At 62.7% G+C, this 18,350-nt stretch carries 19 protein-coding genes; 15 read left to right on the top strand and 4 right to left on the bottom strand.

All coding sequences use genetic code 11. The features are described 5' to 3' along the window. The 3 genes from ssuD to CXQ82_RS09750 all read left to right on the top strand — a co-directional run bounded on the left by ssuD (position 1) and on the right by CXQ82_RS09750 (position 3,596). Entirely contained in the window at positions 1–1,143 is a 1,143-nt protein-coding gene (ssuD, locus tag CXQ82_RS09760; protein ID WP_101268297.1) for an FMNH2-dependent alkanesulfonate monooxygenase, read from the top strand. A gap of 149 nt (positions 1,144–1,292) precedes the next feature. Beyond that, on the top strand, positions 1,293–2,480 hold the full coding sequence (locus tag CXQ82_RS09755) for an acyl-CoA dehydrogenase family protein (protein WP_101268295.1): 1,188 nt from the start codon (positions 1,293–1,295) through the stop codon (positions 2,478–2,480). Between the two features lie 12 nt (positions 2,481–2,492). Beyond that, on the top strand, positions 2,493–3,596 hold the full coding sequence (locus CXQ82_RS09750; RefSeq protein ID WP_101268293.1) for a sigma-54-dependent Fis family transcriptional regulator: 1,104 nt from the start codon (positions 2,493–2,495) through the stop codon (positions 3,594–3,596). On the opposite strand, the gene CXQ82_RS09745 is transcribed toward CXQ82_RS09750, so the two are convergent. Next, a complete protein-coding gene (locus CXQ82_RS09745; RefSeq protein ID WP_101268291.1) occupies positions 3,585–3,950 on the bottom strand; it encodes an antibiotic biosynthesis monooxygenase in 366 nt (121 codons plus the stop codon). The two genes, CXQ82_RS09750 and CXQ82_RS09745, sit on opposite strands and share 12 nt — an antisense overlap. 101 nt (positions 3,951–4,051) lie before the next feature. On the opposite strand from CXQ82_RS09745, the gene soxR reads away from it, so the two are divergent. The 4 genes from soxR (at position 4,052) to CXQ82_RS09725 (ending at position 8,026) form a co-directional block, all read left to right on the top strand. Next, positions 4,052–4,501 (top strand): redox-sensitive transcriptional activator SoxR, encoded by a 450-nt coding sequence (soxR, locus tag CXQ82_RS09740; protein WP_101268289.1) that lies wholly within the window; start codon positions 4,052–4,054, stop codon positions 4,499–4,501. Positions 4,502–4,733: 232 nt separating this feature from the next. Then, on the top strand, positions 4,734–5,609 hold the full coding sequence (locus CXQ82_RS09735) for an alpha/beta fold hydrolase (protein ID WP_101268287.1): 876 nt from the start codon (positions 4,734–4,736) through the stop codon (positions 5,607–5,609). A gap of 120 nt (positions 5,610–5,729) precedes the next feature. Then, entirely contained in the window at positions 5,730–7,034 is a 1,305-nt protein-coding gene (locus CXQ82_RS09730) for a dicarboxylate/amino acid:cation symporter (RefSeq protein ID WP_101268285.1), read from the top strand. A 77-nt stretch (positions 7,035–7,111) separates the two neighbouring features. Continuing rightward, entirely contained in the window at positions 7,112–8,026 is a 915-nt protein-coding gene (locus tag CXQ82_RS09725) for a LysR substrate-binding domain-containing protein (protein ID WP_177409894.1), read from the top strand. 841 nt (positions 8,027–8,867) lie between these two features. Here CXQ82_RS09725 and leuD read toward each other — a convergent pair. Both leuD and leuC read right to left on the bottom strand, forming a co-directional pair. After that, positions 8,868–9,482 carry a 3-isopropylmalate dehydratase small subunit gene (leuD, locus tag CXQ82_RS09720; RefSeq protein ID WP_101268281.1) on the bottom strand — a complete coding sequence of 205 codons (615 nt, stop codon included), beginning with the start codon at positions 9,480–9,482 and terminating at the stop codon, positions 8,868–8,870. After that, entirely contained in the window at positions 9,479–10,897 is a 1,419-nt protein-coding gene (gene leuC, locus CXQ82_RS09715; protein WP_101268279.1) for a 3-isopropylmalate dehydratase large subunit, read from the bottom strand. The genes leuD and leuC overlap by 4 nt, the downstream gene beginning before the upstream one ends. A gap of 273 nt (positions 10,898–11,170) precedes the next feature. Between leuC and CXQ82_RS09710 the strand changes: the two genes are divergently transcribed. From CXQ82_RS09710 to CXQ82_RS09675, 8 genes are read left to right on the top strand one after another with little or no spacing between them, the layout of a single operon-like run. After that, complete coding sequence (locus CXQ82_RS09710; RefSeq protein WP_101268277.1) at positions 11,171–12,373, top strand: PepSY domain-containing protein; 1,203 nt, start codon at positions 11,171–11,173, stop codon at positions 12,371–12,373. Continuing rightward, the gene (locus CXQ82_RS09705; protein WP_101268275.1) at positions 12,370–12,909 is read left to right on the top strand and encodes a thiamine pyrophosphate-binding protein; all 540 of its coding nucleotides are present in this window, start codon (positions 12,370–12,372) and stop codon (positions 12,907–12,909) included. Before CXQ82_RS09710 ends, CXQ82_RS09705 begins: the two co-directional genes overlap by 4 nt. Then, a complete protein-coding gene (locus CXQ82_RS09700) occupies positions 12,906–13,229 on the top strand; it encodes a hypothetical protein (RefSeq protein WP_101268273.1) in 324 nt (107 codons plus the stop codon). The genes CXQ82_RS09705 and CXQ82_RS09700 overlap by 4 nt, the downstream gene beginning before the upstream one ends. Continuing rightward, entirely contained in the window at positions 13,226–13,786 is a 561-nt protein-coding gene (locus CXQ82_RS09695) for a DUF6162 family protein (RefSeq protein ID WP_101268271.1), read from the top strand. The genes CXQ82_RS09700 and CXQ82_RS09695 overlap by 4 nt, the downstream gene beginning before the upstream one ends. Before the next feature lie 19 nt (positions 13,787–13,805). Continuing rightward, the gene (locus tag CXQ82_RS09690; protein ID WP_101268269.1) at positions 13,806–14,726 is read left to right on the top strand and encodes a metal ABC transporter substrate-binding protein; all 921 of its coding nucleotides are present in this window, start codon (positions 13,806–13,808) and stop codon (positions 14,724–14,726) included. Then, positions 14,723–15,469, top strand: coding sequence for a metal ABC transporter ATP-binding protein (locus CXQ82_RS09685; RefSeq protein WP_101268267.1), 747 nt, complete (start codon positions 14,723–14,725; stop codon positions 15,467–15,469). Before CXQ82_RS09690 ends, CXQ82_RS09685 begins: the two co-directional genes overlap by 4 nt. Then, the gene (locus CXQ82_RS09680; protein ID WP_101268265.1) at positions 15,466–16,365 is read left to right on the top strand and encodes a metal ABC transporter permease; all 900 of its coding nucleotides are present in this window, start codon (positions 15,466–15,468) and stop codon (positions 16,363–16,365) included. Before CXQ82_RS09685 ends, CXQ82_RS09680 begins: the two co-directional genes overlap by 4 nt. Further along, entirely contained in the window at positions 16,365–17,327 is a 963-nt protein-coding gene (locus CXQ82_RS09675; RefSeq protein WP_101268263.1) for a metal ABC transporter solute-binding protein, Zn/Mn family, read from the top strand. Before CXQ82_RS09680 ends, CXQ82_RS09675 begins: the two co-directional genes overlap by 1 nt. A 249-nt stretch (positions 17,328–17,576) precedes the next feature. Here the strand turns inward: CXQ82_RS09675 and CXQ82_RS09670 are convergent, their stop codons facing one another. Further along, positions 17,577–18,290: a UTRA domain-containing protein gene (locus CXQ82_RS09670; protein WP_101268261.1), complete on the bottom strand. Its 714-nt coding sequence runs from the start codon at positions 18,288–18,290 to the stop codon at positions 17,577–17,579. Between the last annotated feature and the right edge of the window lie 60 nt (positions 18,291–18,350).

Below are 18,350 nucleotides of genomic sequence, written 5' to 3'. Positions count from 1 at the left end.
ATGGATGTTTTCTGGTTTCTGCCAACACATGGCGACGGTCATTACCTGGGCACCACCCAAGGTGCACGGCCGGTCACCCTCAATTATCTGAAACAAGTCGCGCAGGCGGCTGACAGCCTGGGTTACTACGGCGTGTTGATTCCTACCGGGCGCTCGTGCGAAGACTCCTGGGTAATCGCCTCAGCACTGGTGCCGCTGACCGAACGCCTGCGCTACCTGGTGGCGATCCGCCCGGGGATTATTTCGCCGACGGTTTCCGCGCGGATGGCCGCCACCCTGGATCGCCTGTCCAACGGCCGCTTGCTGATCAACGTGGTGACCGGCGGCGACCCCGACGAAAACCGCGGCGACGGCAGCTTCCTCGACCACAGCGAACGCTACGAAGTCTCCGACGAGTTCCTACAGATCTGGCGCCGCGTATTGCAAGGTGAATCGGTAGATTTTGAAGGCAAGCACCTACGCGTGCAGAACGCCAAGGCGCTTTACCCTCCGGTACAGAAACCTTATCCACCGCTGTACTTCGGCGGTTCCTCCGACGCCGCCCACGACCTCGCCGCCGAGCAGGTGGACGTGTACCTGACCTGGGGCGAGCCACCGGCCGCGGTCGCGGAAAAACTCGCGGATGTACGCGAACGCGCCGCGCGCCACGGGCGTAGCGTGAAATTCGGCATCCGCCTGCATGTGATCGTGCGCGAAACCGAAGAAGACGCCTGGAAAGCCGCCGACAAACTGATCGAACACATCAGCGACGAGACCATCGCCGCCGCACAAAAATCCTTCTCGCGGTTTGACTCCGAAGGCCAGCGCCGCATGGCGGCCTTGCACGATGGCCGCCGCGACAACCTGGAAATCGCCCCCAACCTGTGGGCCGGCGTCGGCCTGGTACGTGGCGGCGCCGGCACCGCGCTGGTGGGCAACCCGCAGCAAGTGGCCGAACGCATCAAGGAATACGCGGACCTCGGCATCGAGAGCTTCATCTTCTCCGGCTACCCGCACCTGGAAGAGGCCTACCGCTTTGCCGAGCTGGTGTTCCCGCTGCTGCCGGAACCCTACGCCAGCCTTGCCGGGCGCGGCATCACCAACCTCACCGGCCCGTTCGGCGAAATGATTGCCAACGATGTACTGCCGACGACAAAGGCCTGAGAGCAGTGAGACCGGCTTTATGTGGGAGCGGGCTTGCTCGCGAAAGCGGTGTGTCAGGCGACAAGCCAATTGACTGAACTGACGCCTTCGCGAGCAAGCCCGCTCCCACCTTCAGCCTTCATTGCCAAATAGACATTGAGGAACACCGCGTGACAGCCAAACCCCACAGCGTCCTGCCCTCCCCCTTGCAGACCGCCAAACTGCTGGCCGCCGAATTCGCCCTCAGCGCCGTCGAACGCGACGAGCGTGGCGGCACCCCAAAAGCCGAACGTGACGCCCTGCGCCAGAGCGGCCTGCTGGCCCTGAGCATTCCCACCCAGTACGGCGGCCTCGGCGCGCGCTGGAGCGACACCCTGGGTATCGTGCGTGAATTCGCCAAGGTCGACAGCTCCATCGCCCATGTCTTCGGCTTTCATCACCTGATGCTCGCCACCGTGCGCCTGTTTTCTCGCCCAGACCAATGGCAGCCCTGGTTCGAACAGACCGCGCGCAAAAACTGGTTCTGGGGCAACGCCCTCAACCCGCTGGACACGCGCACCGTGGTCAAGGACTTCGGCGGCTGGCGCGAATTCTCCGGTAAAAAGAGCTTCTGCTCCGGCGCCAGCGACTCGGAAATGCTGATCGCCTCGGCCGTGGACGAAAGCGCCGGCGGCAAGCTGCTGATCGCCGCGATTCCCAGCGGGCGCAGCGGCATCACCTTGCACAACGATTGGAACAATATCGGCCAGCGCCAGACCGACAGCGGCAGCGCCAGCTTCGAGCGGGTGCGGGTCGAGGAGTCGGAATTGCTGCTCGACCCGGGCCCGCTGAGCACGCCGTTCGCCTGCCTGCGCCCGCTGATCGCGCAGTTGACCTTCACCCACATGTTTCTCGGCATTGCCGAAGGCGCCTTCGAAGAAGCGCGCAACTACACCCTCACCGAAACCCGTGCGTGGCATAAGTCCTCGGCCGAAGATGTACGCCAGGACCCTTACGTGCTGCATCACTACGGCGAGTTCTGGGTTGCCCTGGAAGGCATGCGCCTGCTGGTGGAACGCGCCGCCGAGCTGCTCGACCAGGCCTGGGCCAAAGGCCCCAGCCTCAGCGAACACGAACGCGGCCAACTGGCCATTGCCATCGCCACCGCCAAGGTCGCCGCCACCCGCCAAGGCCTGGACTTGTGCAGCCGCCTGTTTGAAGTCACCGGCGCGCGCTCCACCCATGCTTCGCTGCGCCTGGACCGCCACTGGCGCAATCTGCGCACGCAAACCCTGCACGACCCGGTGGACTACAAACTCCACGAACTGGGGGACTGGGCATTGAACCAGTCCCTGCCGATTCCGACGTTCTATTCATAAAAAGAGGTGCCCATGCAGCTGCTAACCCTACCGCCCTCGCCCGCCCTTGCGACCTCGATCCGCGCCACCGCCCAGGTCTTCGAAGACCCGAAATCCCAGGCGCTGCTCGACCATATCCAGCAAGTGGCGCCCAGCGAAGCCAGCGTGCTGATCATCGGCGAGACCGGTACCGGTAAAGAGCTGGTGGCGCGCCACATCCATAACCTCAGCGCGCGACGTAACCGGCCCTTTGTGGCAGTGAACTGCGGCGCGTTCTCCGAATCCCTGGTGGAAGCCGAGTTGTTCGGCCATGAAAAAGGCGCGTTCACCGGCGCCCTCAGCGCCAAGGCCGGCTGGTTCGAAGAGGCCGACGGCGGCACCTTGTTCCTCGATGAAATCGGCGACTTGCCGATGGCCATTCAAGTGAAGCTGTTGCGCGTCCTACAGGAGCGTGAAGTAGTACGCCTGGGTTCGCGTAAGAGCATTCCGATTGACGTGCGCGTACTCGCCGCGACCAACGTGCAACTGGAAAAAGCCATCAACGCCGGGCATTTCCGCGAAGACCTTTACTACCGCCTCGACGTGGTCAGCCTGGAGCTCAGCCCGTTGCGCGAGCGCCCCGGCGATATCCTGCCGCTGACCCGGCACTTCATCGAAGCCTATAGCCAGCGCCTGGGCTACGGCCCGATTACCATCAGCCGCGAAGCCGAGCAGAAACTCAAAAGCTACAGCTGGCCGGGCAACATCCGTGAGCTGGAAAACGTGATCCACCACACCCTGCTGATCTGCCGCAACGGCGTGATCGAACGCGACGATCTGCGCCTGTCGAACATGCGCATCGAGCGCCAGGACGACAGCCAACACAGCACCGACAACAGCGCCGAAGCCTTGCTTGCCCGCGCGTTCCAAAAGCTCTTCGAAGAACAGGCCGGCGCCCTGCATGAAAAGGTTGAAGACGCGCTGCTACGCGCCGCCTACCGTTTCAGCCATTACAACCAGGTGCACACCGCCAACCTGCTGGGCTTGAGCCGCAACGTCACGCGCACCCGCCTGATCAAGATCGGCGAGCTGGCGGTGAACAAGCGTCGCCCCGGGGAAAACGTGCAGGGTGAGCGGATGCTGCACTTATCCATTTAGGCGGCAGTGCAGCGCGTTGTCATGGCTGCGCTCGAAACTGCGCAGCACTTGGAATGAACCGAAGGTCACGGCCGTGGCCTGGTGGGCGCGGATCAGCGTCCAGAAATCTTCTTCGCCGTGCTCGAAACACTTGAACGCCGCCTCACCGTCCTCGCGGGATTGCCACTGCAGGTAGTTGAGCACTCGGCGCCCATCTTCACTGACCTGCACACTCGCGTTGATAAAGCCGCCATGGCCTTGGGCCAGGCGCTCGCTTTGGGTGGACAAGGCCGCCACCAGGGCAAATTGTTGCTGTGGCTCGATCTGAAACTCGATCAGTTGAGTGAAACTGCGACTCTTCTCTAATACCTGCATGAACACTCCCCTTTCTCTGTAGGCAGAATCTTGCGATCCGAGGCTACGCAGGGTAAAACCTCTAGTTAAGTCAAGGTCAAGCGCTGCTTTGGGGTTTATGCATGCTCACCAAGGAACTCACCGTCGGCCAACTGGCCGCCCGCAGTGGCGTGGCCGTCACGGCCCTGCACTTTTACGAAAGCAAGGGGCTGATCAAAAGCAATCGCAATGCCGGCAACCAGCGGCGCTATCCACGGGATGTGTTGCGCCGGGTGGTGGTGATCAAGATCGCCCAACGCCTGGGGATTCCGCTGGCGACGATTGGCGAGGCGCTGCAGACGCTGCCCGATGGGCGCACGCCCAACGCGCAGGATTGGGAACGGTTGTCGGCGCTGTGGCGTGAGGACCTGGATGAGCGCATCAATAAGCTCTTGCTGCTGCGCGACAAGCTCAATGGGTGCATTGGTTGCGGGTGTCTGTCGCTGGAGGCGTGCCCGTTGCGCAATCAGGATGATCAGCTCGGCGAGCAAGGGCCGGGCGCGCAGTTGTTGGAGCCCACCCCACAATCCTGACCTGCGAATGCGATCAATGTGGGAGGGGGCTTGCCCCCGATGAGGGTTTGCCAGTTAATAAACCTGCAACTGGCCCGCTGCAATCGGGGGCAAGCCCCCTCCCACATTGGATCTTCATTGGCTGGAAGATGGGGCTCCTACACACTTCATGAACAACCCCTCCACGCTTTCCCCCTTGCCCCGAACGCCGTGTGATTCCAGGATGCAGGCAATCATCACAAGGAGTCATTCCATGTTCGCCGGATTCGAAAAAGACCAGCGTCACGTCAACGGCGTGACCATCAGCTACCGCAAAGGCGGTACGGGTCCCGGTCTGCTCCTGTTGCACGGGCACCCGCAAACCCATGTCATCTGGCACAAAGTCGCCGAGCAGTTGGCCGAGCATTTCACCGTGGTGGCGGCCGACCTGCGCGGGTATGGCGACAGCAGCAAGCCGCCGGCCAATGAGCACCACACTAACTACTCAAAACGCGAAATGGCCCGCGACGGCGCCGAACTGATGAAGGCCCTGGGCTTCGAACAGTTCTCGGTACTCGCCCACGACCGCGGCGCCCGCGTGGCTCACCGCCTGGCTCTGGACCACCCGCAGGCCGTGCAGCGCATGGTGTTGCTGGATATCGCGCCGACCCTGTCGATGTATGCGCAAACCGACGAGGCCTTCGCCCGCGCCTATTGGCACTGGTTTTTCCTGATCCGCCCGGCGCCGCTGCCGGAAGCCTTGATCGAGGGCAACCCCGAGCTGTACCTGCGCAGCGTGATGGGCAGCCGCAGTGCCGGGCTCAAGCCGTTTACCGATGAGGCCTTCGCCGAATACCTGCGCTGCCTGAAACTGCCGGGCGCGGCCACCGGGATTTGCGAGGACTACCGTGCTGCCGCCGGGATCGACCTTGAACACGACCAAGCCGACATCGACGCCGGTAATCACCTGAACCTGCCGCTGCTAGTGATGTGGGGCGCCGAAGGCACCGTCGGTCGCTGTTTCGAACCGCTCAAGGAGTGGCAGAAAGTCGCCACCGAGGTACGCGGCAAGGCCCTGCCGGCCGGCCATTACATAGCCGAAGAGGCTCCCGAGCTGCTGCTGGGCGAAGTCCTGACCTTCCTTCGCTGAGCGCGCGCTTAACCTAACCACCCCGTAACCCGAAAGACCCGCCTCGCAGGCTGCAAATGCCTGCGACGGCTTCGCCTTGCCCAAGCTTTTTATCCAAACGCATGCATCGAGATAATAAAAATGACAATCAGAAAACTGCTGGGAACCCTGTATATCCAGGTGCTCATCGCTATCGCGATGGGCGTGTTGATCGGCCACGTCTGGCCGCAGATCGGCGTCGACCTCAAGCCCTTGGGCGACGGGTTTATCAAGCTGATCAAGATGATCATCGGCCCGATCATCTTCTGCACGGTGGTGTCCGGCATCACCAGCATGCACGACGTGAAACAGGTGGGCCGGGTTGGCGGCAAGGCGCTGCTGTATTTTGAAATCGTCTCCACCATCGCCCTGCTGATCGGCATTCTGGCCGCGCACCTGCTGCACCCGGGCGTCGGCTTCAATATCGATGTGAAAACCCTCGACAGCTCGGCCATCGCCGGTTTTGTCGGCCAGGCCGAACATGGCGAAGGCATCACCGGCTTCCTGCTGCACGTGATCCCTACGACATTTTTTGATGCGTTCTCCAAGGGCGAGATCCTGCCCGTGCTGTTTGTCTCCGTGCTGTTTGGTGTCGGCCTGGTGATGGCCGGCGAAAAGGCCCGGCCGCTGGTGGGCGTGATCAACCAGGCCAGCGAGGTGTTTTTCCGCATCGTCGGCATCATCAGCCGCGTGGCCCCCATCGGTGCCTTCGGCGCCATCGCCTTCACCATCGGCAAGTACGGCGTGGGCTCGTTGCTGCCGCTGCTGAAACTGGTGGGCACCTTCTATATCACCGCGTTCTTCTTCATTGCCGTGGTGCTGGGCAGCATCGCGCGTTACGCCGGTTTCAGCATTTTCAAGTTGATGGGCTATATCAAATCGGAGCTACTGATCGTGCTTGGCACCAGTTCGTCGGAGTCGGCGCTGCCGCAACTGATCCAGAAACTCGAAAGCCTCGGCGCCTCCAAGGGCGTGGTGGGCATCGTGGTGCCGACCGGCTATACCTTCAACCTGGACGGCACCAATATCTATATGACCCTGGCGGTGCTGTTCCTGGCCCAGGCGACCAATATCCACCTGCCCCTGGAGCAACCACTGACCCTGCTGGCCGTGGCCATGCTCACCTCCAAAGGCGCCGGTGCCGTGGTGGGCGCGGGTTTTGTGGCGCTGGCCGCCAGCCTGGCGGTGGTGCCGACGGTGCCGGTGGCGGCGATGGTGCTGATCCTCGGCGTCGACCGCTTCATGGCCGAATGCCGCTCGCTGACCAATATCATCGGCAACGCCGTGGCGGCACTGGTGGTGGCCGCGTGGGAAGGTGAGCTGGACCGCGAAAAAATGGCCCCCATCGCCCTCAAGCGTGGCCGCCATGCGCGGGCTGCGGCGCAGGCCAAGATCGCTGCGCAATAAGCGCCCACACCTGGGTGTGCCGGATGCACACCCAACCGGTGCTATTCTGACAGCACCTGCCGCCACGCCTGTTTCTGATGACTAATAAGAAAGATACCGTGCCCCTACCCGAAGACCTGCGCGTATTCCTGACCGTGATCCGCAAGGCCGGCTTCGCGGCCGCCGCCGATGAGCTGGGGTTGTCCCCGGCCTACGTGAGCAAGCGCATCCAGATCCTCGAAACCACCCTGGCCACCCGCCTGCTGCATCGCACCAGCCGGCGTATCGCCCTCACCGAAGACGGTGAGCGGGTGCAGCGCTGGGCCGTGCGCATCCTGGAAGACTTCCAGCAACTGTCCGATGAACTCTCCGACGCCCACGACAGCCCCCGTGGCCGCCTGCACTTGTGCAGCAGTTTCGGCTTTGGCCGCAACCATGTGGCGCCGGCCTTGTCCTTGCTGGCCGAGCAGTACCCGGACCTGGAAATCCGCCTGGACCTGTTCGACCGTGTGGTGGATATCGTCAGCGAAGGGTTCGACCTGGAGATCCGCGTCGGCGACGACATCCCCGGCCAACATATCGGCCGGCGCCTGGTGAGCAATCGCCGAGTGTTATGCGCCGCGCCGGCGTACCTGCAACGCCGGGGTACACCGCAACAACTGAGCGAACTGGAGCAACACGACTGCCTGGTGCTCAAGGAACGTGATAACGCCTTTGGCATCTGGAACCTGGAGCGCAATGGCGCCCAGGAAAACGTGCGCGTGCGCGGGCCCCTCTCGTCGAACAATGGCGAGATTGTGTTGCAGTGGGCACTGGACGGCCGCGGCGTGCTGTTGCGCTCGATGTGGGATGTGAAGCCGCTGCTGGAACAGGGCAAGCTGGTGCAGGTGCTGCACGACTATACCCAGAGCGCCAACGTGTGGGCGGTGTACCCAACGCGGTTGGCGTACTCCGGGAAGCTCAGGGCGTGTGTGGAGTTCTTGCAGGAGCATTTCAAAGGGTTGTCTATCTAACTGTGCAAACCCAATCAAACCTGTGGGAGGTGTCAGTCACCGAGTGCATGGCTGATACACCGCTATCGGGGGCAAGCCCCCTCCCACCTTTTGTTTTGCAGTGGGTCAGTTGAGCCAAGGGTTGGCTTGTAAGTGTTGCAGCTCGAATGCCTGTCGATCTGGCCCTGCAAACCCAATCAAACCTGTGGGAGGGGGCTTGCCCCCGATGAGGGTGTGTCAGTCGCCGAGTGCATGGCTGATACACCGCTATCGGGGGCAAGCCCCCTCCCACATTTTGTTTTGCAGTGGGTCAGTTGAGCCAAGGGTTGGCTCGTAGGTGTTGCAGCTCGAATGCCTGTCGATCTTGCCCTGCAAACCCAATCAAAAATGTGGGAGGGGGCTTGCTCCCGATGAGGGTGTGTCAGTCACCGAGTGCATGGCTGATACACCGCTATCGGGGGCAAGCCCCCTCCCACATTTTGTTTTGCAGTGGGTGAGTTGAGCCAAGGGTTGGCTTGTAGGTGTTGCAGCTCGAATGCCTGTCGATCTGGCCCTGCAAACCCAATCAAACCTGTGGGAGGGGGCTTGCTCCCGATGAGGGTGTGTCAGTCACCGAGTGCATGGCTGATACACCGCTATCGGGGGCAAGCCCCCTCCCACATTTTGTTTTGCAGTGGGTCAGTTGAGCCAAGGGTTGGCTTGTAGGTGTTGCAGCTCAGATGCCTGTCGATCTGGCCCTGCAAACCCAATCAAACCTGTGGGAGGGGGCTTGCCCCCGATGAGGGTGTGTCAGTCGCCGAGTGCATGGCTGATACACCGCTATCAGGGGCAAGCCCCCTCCCACATGTTGTTTTGCAGTGGGTCAGTTGAGCCAGGGGTTGGCTTTGAGGTGCCGGAGCTCGAAGTCTTTGATTTCATCACTGCGCTGCAACGTGCTGCCAATCGCATCCAGGCCCAGCAGCAGCGCGGTCTTGCGTAAGGTGTCGATCTGGAAGGGGATCACTTGGCCATCCGCCAGGCGAATCTGTTGGGCTTCGAGGTCGACACTGATCTGCGCCTGGTCCGCCTGGCTGACGGTCTGGCCAAGGCCTTGCAATACCGCCTCGTCCAAGGTGATCAACAGCACCCCGTTACGCTGGCAATTGTCATAAAAAATCCCCGCAAAGCTGCTGCCGATCAGCGCGCGAATGCCCATTTGCTTCAGGCCCCACACCGCGTGTTCACGGCTGGAGCCACAGCCGAAGTTGGGGCCCACCACCATAAAGCTCGCACCCTGCCAGGCGGGCTGGTTCAACACGAATTCGGGGTTGGGCTGGCCGTTCGGCAAGAAGCGCAGGTCGAAAAACAACCCACGGTCCAGGCCACTGCGGTCAATGCCCTTGAGAAACTGCTTGGGCATGATCACGTCGGTGTCGATATTCGCCGCCAGCATCGGCGCGGCCTTGCCGGTCACCAGGGTGAAGGGTTGCAGGCTCATGGGCGGTCTCCAAAGTGGCGGATATCGGTGAGGCGGCCGGTGATGGCGGCCGCGGCGACCATCGCCGGGCTCATCAGGTGGGTGCGGGCACCGGCGCCCTGGCGGCCTTCGAAATTGCGGTTGGTGCTGGAGGCGCAGCGGTCACCGGGGGCCAGCACGTCGTCGTTCATCGCCAGGCACATCGAGCAGCCCGACTGGCGCCATTCGAAACCGGCATCGATAAAAATCGCCGCCAGCCCTTCGGCTTCGGCCTGGTCACGCACTTCGGTGGAACCCGGCACGATCATCGCCCGTACGTGCTCAGCCACGTGTTTACCGCGTACTACACTGGCGGCGTCGCGCAGGTCTTCGATGCGTGCGTTGGTGCAAGAACCGATAAACGCGTGGCTGATGACGATATCGCTCAGCGGCATACCGGCTTGCAGGCCCATGTAATTGAGGGCGCGACGCATGTCCTGGCGCAGGATCAGGTCGCTGACGTCCTGCGGGTCGGGCACACGCGCGCCGATGGGCGCGGCCTGGTCGGGGCTGGTGCCCCAGGTGACCATGGGTTCCAGGGTGGTAGCGTCGAGCTGAACTTCCTGGTCGAACACCGCGCCTGCATCCGTGTGCAATTGGCGCCAGCTCACCAGGGCCTGCTCCCACAGCTCACCCTCGGGCGCGCGGGGCTTGCCCTTGAGGTAGGCGAAGACTTTTTCGTCGGGCGCCATGAACGCACCACGCGCGCCGGCTTCCACCGCCATATTGCAGATGGTCATGCGCGCTTCGACGCTCAATGCGTCGATGGTGGAACCGCGAAACTCGATGGCAAAGCCCGTGGCGCCGGACGCGCCCATCTTGCCGATCAGCGCCATGATCACGTCCTTGGACGTAAGGCCGGGGGCCAACGTGCCCGCCACCGTCACCCGCATCGTCTTCAGGCGCTTGTAGACCAGGGTCTGGGACGCCAGCAGGTGTTCGATTTCCGAGGTGCCGATACCAAAGCCGAATGCGCCCAGGGCACCGTAAGTGGTGGTGTGGCTGTCACCGGCGGCGATCACCATGCCCGGCAGGATAAAGCCCTGTTCCGGGGCGATCACATGTTCGATGCCTTGGCGTTTGTCGAGGATATCCAGCAACTCGATGCCGAAGTCCCGGCAGTTTTCCGCCAGGTACGACACCTGCCGCGCGCCGCCCGCATCGGGCATCGCCGCAATGCGTTTGGGGGTGGTGGGGTTTACATGGTCGACCACGGCCAGTGCCGTGCCCGGGCGCCATACGCCCCGACCGGCCTCGCGCAGGCCACTGAACGCCTGGGGGCTGGTGTATTCGTTGATCACCTGGCGGTCTATATAAAGCAGGACATGGCCCTGGTCATCCAGGGGGCACACCGTGTGGGAATCGATGTGTTTGTCGTAGAGGGTTCTGGCAGTCATTTTCTTTGGGGCTCACTCAACGGTATGGGCCCATCCTACGCAGCCGCCCTGCCCTATCAATGGCACCTGGGTGATGGCTTGGAACATGTTTCGTGTTCGATCCAGGCGCCACGCACGCGTGACTGTGAACCTGAAACATTTGCTTTCAAGTTCGCCTTAGGGTTTTGCGATTCTCATCCGTCTTAACTTAGATACAGCCTGTCGCGTCAGCAAAAGCTACGACTGGCCTTTTCCGGGCCTCCAACGCCCCCTCCGATCAAGACCCTCATTCACATGTCGAAGAAGTCACGCTCCAAACTCTGGTTTCTCGTACACAGCTGGTTGGCATTGCCCATCTGGTTCTTTGTACTGATCGTTTGCATTACCGGCACGCTGGCGGTGGTCAGCCAGGAAATCGTCTGGCTGGCCAACCCGGATATCCGCGCGAGCAAGCCGTCGGACGAGGCCGAACCGCTGAGCTACGACCAGGTGATCGGCGCCATCAAGCGCGCCGAACCGCAGGTGATCGTACGTACCCTCAGCCGCCCGGATGAGTCGCACTTTGCTCTGAGTGTCGACCTCAGCTACCCAGACGGTCGCACCGTAGAGGTCTACGTCAACCCGTACACCGGGGTGATCCAGGGCATCAGCCCGTCCTTCGACTTCCAGCAATTCACCCGGGCCCTGCATGGCTGGTGGCTGGTGCCGTTCACCAATGGCTTCAGTTGGGGCTGGTACCTGGTGTCGCTGCTCGGCCTGCCGTTGCTGGCCTCACTCGTCACCGGGCTGGTGGTGTACAAGCGTTTCTGGAAGGGCTTTCTCAAGCCGACCCTGCGTATCCGCCACGGCGCGCGGATCTTCTGGGGTGACTTCCACCGCCTGAGCGGTATCTGGTCGATCTGGTTTATCGCGGTGATCTCCATCACCGGCACCTGGTTCCTGATCCAGGCGATCCTGGCGGACAACCAGATTTCGATCTCCAGCGAGCCCGTCGTCCCGGTCATCGCTCGAGAGCACGTACCGACGTCTGCGCCAGGCGTGCCGGCGCCCATGATCCCGGTGGATAAAGCGATTGAAATCGCCACCCAGCGCATCCCGGGCCTGGAAGCCAGTTTCGTCAGCATGCCCCTCAATGCCTACAGTCACCTGCGGATCGGTGGGCGCGGTTGGTACCCGTTGATGTTCCAGACCGCGCAAATCAACCCGTATGACGGTGAAGTGGCCTCGGCTCACCTGCTGTCCGACCGCACCGCATTGGAATTCGTTACTGAATCCATGCGCCCCCTGCATACCGGCGACTTCGGTGGCCTCTGGATCAAGCTGATCTGGGCGTTCTTCGGCCTGGTGCTGAGCATGATGGTATTGAGCGGCCTGCTGATCTGGACCAAGCGCACCGCCCTGGCCACCCTCAACGCCCTCAAGCGCAGCAACAAGGCGCCACGTCAATCCGCGCCCGTTCAAGCGTTGCAGGCTGAAACCTCGGAGGCCAACCCATGAGCAAGGTCACTGCCGCTCCACCACCGTCGCCGCTGCGAGCCTTCTGGCTGAAATGGCGCTTCCATATCAATGTGCTGCTGTTGTTGGTGCCCCTGGGCTTCATGCCCAAGTACTTTGCCGACGCAGCGCTGTTTCGCGGTGACACCGGCATCGGCGAGCGCGTGGCCGGTGAGGTGCAGGTCGGGCCCTGGAGCCTGACGCTCGCCGAGTTCCGCAACGAAGGCCCGCGCCCCGACCCCGCCGGCCCGATGAAATTCTTCAACGCCGCGCTGTGCAACACCTGCGCCGAACAGGTCAAGGCCACCTACCTGCGCATCGGCAAACCGCGCAGCCTGCGCGCTGCCGGGGTGATCTTCTTCGGCACGCCGTACCGCATGGGCGCTGCCCTGCCCGTGCCGGAGCGCACGCCGGCCGACGCTGAACTGTGGGTGACCATGGAAGGCTGGGACGGCACGATGCACCAGGGTTCCATCCCGCTGAGCCAGGCCTCGCCTGCCACCATTGCCTGGCTGAACAAGCAAGGAGTTAAACCATGACTTTCAAGCGACTGACCCGTGCCGCGCTGCTGCTTTGCGCCGGTTTCAGCAGCATCGCCTTTGCCCACAACCCGATGTGCGAGTGCAAGGAAATCCCCGGCGAGCAGATCCAGTGCAAAGGCGGCTTCTCCGATGGCAGCGGCGCGCCCGGCGTGACCCTGGATGTGATCGGCTACGACGAAACCATCCTGATGCCCGGCAAGCTGGGTGAGGACTCGACCTTGACCTTCAAGAAGCCCGCGGCCGAGTTTTATGTACTGTTTGATGCCGGCCCCGGCCACGTGGTGGAAATCGACCAAGCGGATATCCAGCCGCAATGAGTACCACACAGGTTGTACGCCCCGCCGGTGCCGGCCATGAAACCCTCTACGTCCTGCTGTTGTGCCTGATCATCCTCGCGGTGGCCGGTACGGTGGTGGCGCTGCATGGTGAATCCCAGGAGGTGGCCGCCGTACCCAGCCACCAACTGGACGCCCGCCGCGACCTCAGCGCTGCCGAGCAAGGCATCTACGCCGACCTGCGGGTGACCCTGGATGAAATCCACCTGCTGCAGCAAGAGCAGAACGCCCTGCCAACCCCTGCGCAACTGGCCGAAGAAGGCTTTGCGCCCTTCGCCCAGGACGCCAGTTCGGTCAGCCGTGGCGACCATCGCTGGCAGTTGCTCGCGCCCTCGGCCTACCTGGGCTTGAGCCAGGCACCGGCCACCAGCGGTTCACTGCTGATGCGGGTGCAGGGTACCGAGCCGGATATCTGGCTCAACCGCCAAGCCAACCTGGCCGCCCCCTCCGACCTCACTGACCAGGCGCTGATCGCAGCCGGCTGGCAGCAGGTGGTCGCGCAATTCGATGCCGGCGTTACCCGCCAGCACCGTCACTGAACGAGAAGACCGATTGCCCATGTCTATTTCATCTCCCCTGTTGCGCCTGTTGCTGGTCAGTTTACTCAGCCTGATGCTCGCTCCACTGGCGAACGCCGACGCGGCCAAACGCCTGCGCATCGGCATCACCTTGCACCCGTACTACAGCTACGTGGCGAATATCGTCGGCGACAAGGCCGAAGTAGTGCCGTTGATCCCGGCCGGTTTCAACCCCCACGCCTACGAGCCGCGCGCCGAAGATATCAAGCGCATCGGCAGCCTCGACGTGATCGTGCTCAATGGCGTCGGCCATGACGATTTCGCCGACCGCATGATCGCCACCAGCGAGCGCCCGGATATCCCGGTGATCGAAGCCAACGCCAACGTGCCGTTGCTGGCTGCCACCGGCAATGCCGCGCGCGGTGCCGGCAAGGTGGTCAACCCGCACACCTTCCTGTCGATCAGCGCGTCGATTGCCCAGGTCAATAACATCGCCCGCGAGCTGGGCAAGCTTGACCCGGACAATGCCAAGACCTACACCCAGAACGCCCGCGCCTACGGCAAACGCCTGCGCCAGATGCGCGCCGACGCCCTGGCCAAGCTCACCAGCGCACCCAACCCGGACCTGCGCGTGGCCACCGTGCACGCGGCCTACGACTACCTGTTGCGCGAGTTCGGCCTGGAAGTCACGGCCGTGGTCGAACCCGCGCACGGTATCGAGCCGAGCCCCAGCCAACTGAAGAAAACCATCGATGAACTGCGTGCACTGGATGTGAAGGTGATCTTCTCGGAGATGGACTTCCCGTCCACCTACGTCGACACCATCCAGCGTGAGTCCGGGGTCAAGCTGTACCCGCTTTCGCATATTTCCTACGGCGAATACAGCGCTGAAAAGTACGAAGTGGAAATGACCGGCAACCTCAACACCGTGGTCCGGGCCATTCAGGAGTCGGGCGCATGACCGCAGCCGAGCAACTGAAGGTCGCCAGCGTCGGCCCCACCCTCGACTTCGACAAGGTGTCGCTGACCCTCGGCCGCACGATGATCCTTGATAGCGTGAGCTTCCAGGTTCAGCCGGGCAGCATCCATGCCCTGGTCGGCCCCAACGGCGGTGGCAAAAGCTCGCTGATCAAGACCCTGCTGGGGCAAACGCCGCACCAGGGCCAATTGAGCCTGCAATGGCCGAACACCCCCGGCACCATCGGCTATCTGCCCCAGGCGCTGGAGTTCGACCGTGGTTTGCCGATGACCGTCGATGACTTCATGGCCGCCATGTGCCAGCGGCGCCCGGCGTTTCTCGGGCTGTCCAAACACTACGCCGGCGCCATTGGCGAGGCCCTGGAACGGGTCGGCATGCAGGACAAGCGCAAGCGGCGCATGGGCGCGCTGTCTGGCGGCGAACGCCAGCGCGTGCTGCTGGCCCAGGGCCTGATCCCGGCGCCACAGCTGCTGGTGCTGGATGAACCGATGTCGGCCCTCGATGAAGCCGGCATCCAGGTGTTCGAACGCTTGCTCAATGCCTGGCGCCTGGCGGGAATTACCGTGCTGTGGATCGAGCATGACCTGGAAGCCGTGGGCCGCCTGGCCGACCGCGTTACCGGGCTGAACCGCCGCATACTGTTCGACGCCACGCCGAAAGAGGCGCTGACCCCGGACCGCCTGCTGACACTGTTTTCCACCCACCCTAGGAGCGCGGCGCAATGAGTTACGAAGCGTTTCGCTTGATGGTCCAGGGCTGGGCCTCTTCCGGTTACCTGCCGGAAGCCCTGGCCTACGGTTTTGTGGTCAATGCCCTGCTCGCCGGCTTGCTGATCGGCCCGGTGCTGGGTGGCCTGGGTACGCTGGTGGTGGTCAAGCGCTTTGCGTTTTTCTCCGAAGCGGTCGGCCATGCCGCGCTGACCGGCGTGGCCGTGGGCATCCTGCTCGGGGAGCCCTACACGGGGCCTTACGGCAGCCTGTTCGGCTACTGCCTGTTGTTCGGCATCCTGCTCAACTACCTACGCAACCGCACAGGGTTGGCGCCGGACACCTTGATCGGCGTGTTCCTGTCGGTATCCCTGGCGTTGGGCGCAAGCCTGCTGCTGATCCTGGCGGGCAAGATCAACGTGCATATCCTCGAAAACGTGCTGTTCGGCTCGGTGCTGACGGTCAACGGCAACGACCTGCTGGTGCTGGCGATTGTCGGATCGCTGGTGATGGCCCTGGCGCTGCCGCTGTACAACCGCATCATGCTCGCCAGCTTCAACCCGCAACTGGCGGCGGTGCGCGGGGTGGCGGTGAAGACCCTGGATTATCTGTTCGTGATCCTGGTGACGCTGATCACCGTGGCGGCAGTCAAGGTGATCGGCGCGATCCTGGTCGGCGCGTTGCTGGTGATTCCGGCGGCCGCGGCACGCCTGCTGAGCCAGTCACTGAAGGGTTTCTTCTGGATTTCAGTGGTGATCGCCACCGTCAGCACCCTGTGCGGCATCCTGCTGCCGATCATCTTCGACCTGCCTATCCCGTCCGGCGCCGCCATTATTCTGGTCGCCGGTATCGCCTTCGCCTTTGCCGCCATCGCGCGCGGCACGGTGCCCAGCCTCAAAGGGAATCTTGGATAATGCGCCCTGTTTTTCGCCCACTGGCCTTGGCCATCGCTTGTTTGATCAGTACTTCGGCGCTGGCTGCCGTGGATGGCTTCCAACCCCGGGATTTCGTCGCCAGCAATGGTCTCGGTCATGCTGCGTTGAGCCAGGCCAAAACCGTGAAACCGGTCAAAGTGCTGGCCTCGCTGCCGATCACCTACGGCCTGGCAGCCGTGCTGCTCAAAGGCACCGACGTACACCTCGAACGCGCCGCACCGGCCAACCTGCCGGGCTCGCGCCAAGTGTCATATTTCACCGGCCGTGGCGCCCCGGCGCTGAGTACACTGGCCCAGGACGCCGACGCCGCCATCGGCCTACGCTCGTTGTGGGCGGACGACCCGCTGTACCCGGTGGCTCGACGCAGCAATATCCGTATCGTCGAAATCGACGCCGCACGCCCGGTGGACGGCGGCCTGCCGGGTATTGCCGTGCAACCCGGCGTCACCGATGGGTTGAACAGCCAGCCCTGGCAATCGAGCAACAACATGGGGCGCATGGCCGATGTACTCGCCGCCGACCTGAGCCGCCTGGCCCCGGGCGCCAAGCCAAAGATCGACGCCAACCTGGCCGCCCTCAAACAACGCCTGCTCAAGCTCAGCGCCGACAGCGAAGCACAGCTGGCCAAGGCGGATAACCTCAGTGTGGTCAGCTTGAGCGATCACTTCGCTTATCTGGTCAGCAGCTTGAACCTGGAAGTGGTCAGCACCGATGCACGACCAGACGCGGATTGGACGCCTGAAGCGTTACACAAACTCAGTGCCGAGCTGAAGGACAACGACGTGGCGGTGGTGCTGCACCATCGTCAGCCGAGCGAGGCGGTGAAAGCGGCTGTCACTGCAGGCGGCTCGAAACTGCTGGTGCTGAACGTCGACGGTGCAGAGCCGGTGACCGAGCTGGAAAGCAATGTGGATCAGGTGCTCAAAACCCTCGCGCGCTGAAACAGCGCTTGTGTGGAGAGCAGGCTTATGTGATGAGCGAGCTTTTGTGGCGAGCGGGCTTGCCCGCGTTGGGCTGCGCAGCGGCCCCAATCCAACTCACCGCATTTCTTCAAAAAGACCTCGCTGACAGGTTTTGGGGCTGCTTCGCAGCCCAACGCGGGCAAGCCCGCTCGCCACCAAAGCCCTCTTATCACACAAGCCCGCTTGCCACAAAAAGCCGCTCGCCACATTGAGCTCACTAACCCAGGGCTACACCACATCCACGCCCACATGAATCGCATCATGCCGCCAGAACTCCAGGTCGCAGTCGATCAAGCGCTGGTGCTGGTCATAGTTGACCCGGGCGATGCGCAAGCCTGGGCTGCCCACCGACACGCGCAACGCGGCGGCGGCTTCAACCGGCAGTGAGGTCGGGACAATTTCGAACCGTACACGCCCGTAATGCACATCGTATTTGCGCGCATACAACTCCGTCATCGACTGATTTAGATCACACTCAAGAATCCCCGGGAAATACTGCGGGTTCAGGTAGTGCTCCACATACAGCACCAGCCGCCCATCGATCCGCCGGCCCCGGCAAATCTGGATCACACTGGACAACGCCGGCAGTTGCAACCACGCACACACTGCCGCCGACGCCGGCTGCAGCCGCGCCGAGATCACTTCGGTAGACGCCACCCGCCCCTGGTCGGTGACCATCGCGTGAAAGTGGCTACGCTGCATCAGGTTGTAGGCCAGCCGTGGCGGCGAAACAAACCAGCCACGGCGCTCCTCGCGATAAATCTGACCTTGGGCCTCCAGTTGTAACAAGGCTTCCCGCACCGTAATTCGAGTGGTACCAAACAACTCGCTGAGCTTGCGCTCGGCCGGCAGTTTACTGGCAGGCGGCAGCAGGCCATGGTCGATCTGCTCTTGCAGCGCCAGGCCGATGGAGGTTACCGCCTTGATTGCCTCATCACGCATCAACGTTACCTATCTGGACTAGTCCAGCACCGTTCAGGTGCACAAAACGCGCTGTATTCG

Origin of the sequence: Pseudomonas sp. S09G 359, assembly GCF_002843605.1 — a bacterium.
Classification (GTDB): Bacteria; Pseudomonadota; Gammaproteobacteria; order Pseudomonadales; family Pseudomonadaceae; genus Aquipseudomonas.
This window is presented reverse-complemented; position numbering and strand designations above follow the sequence as displayed.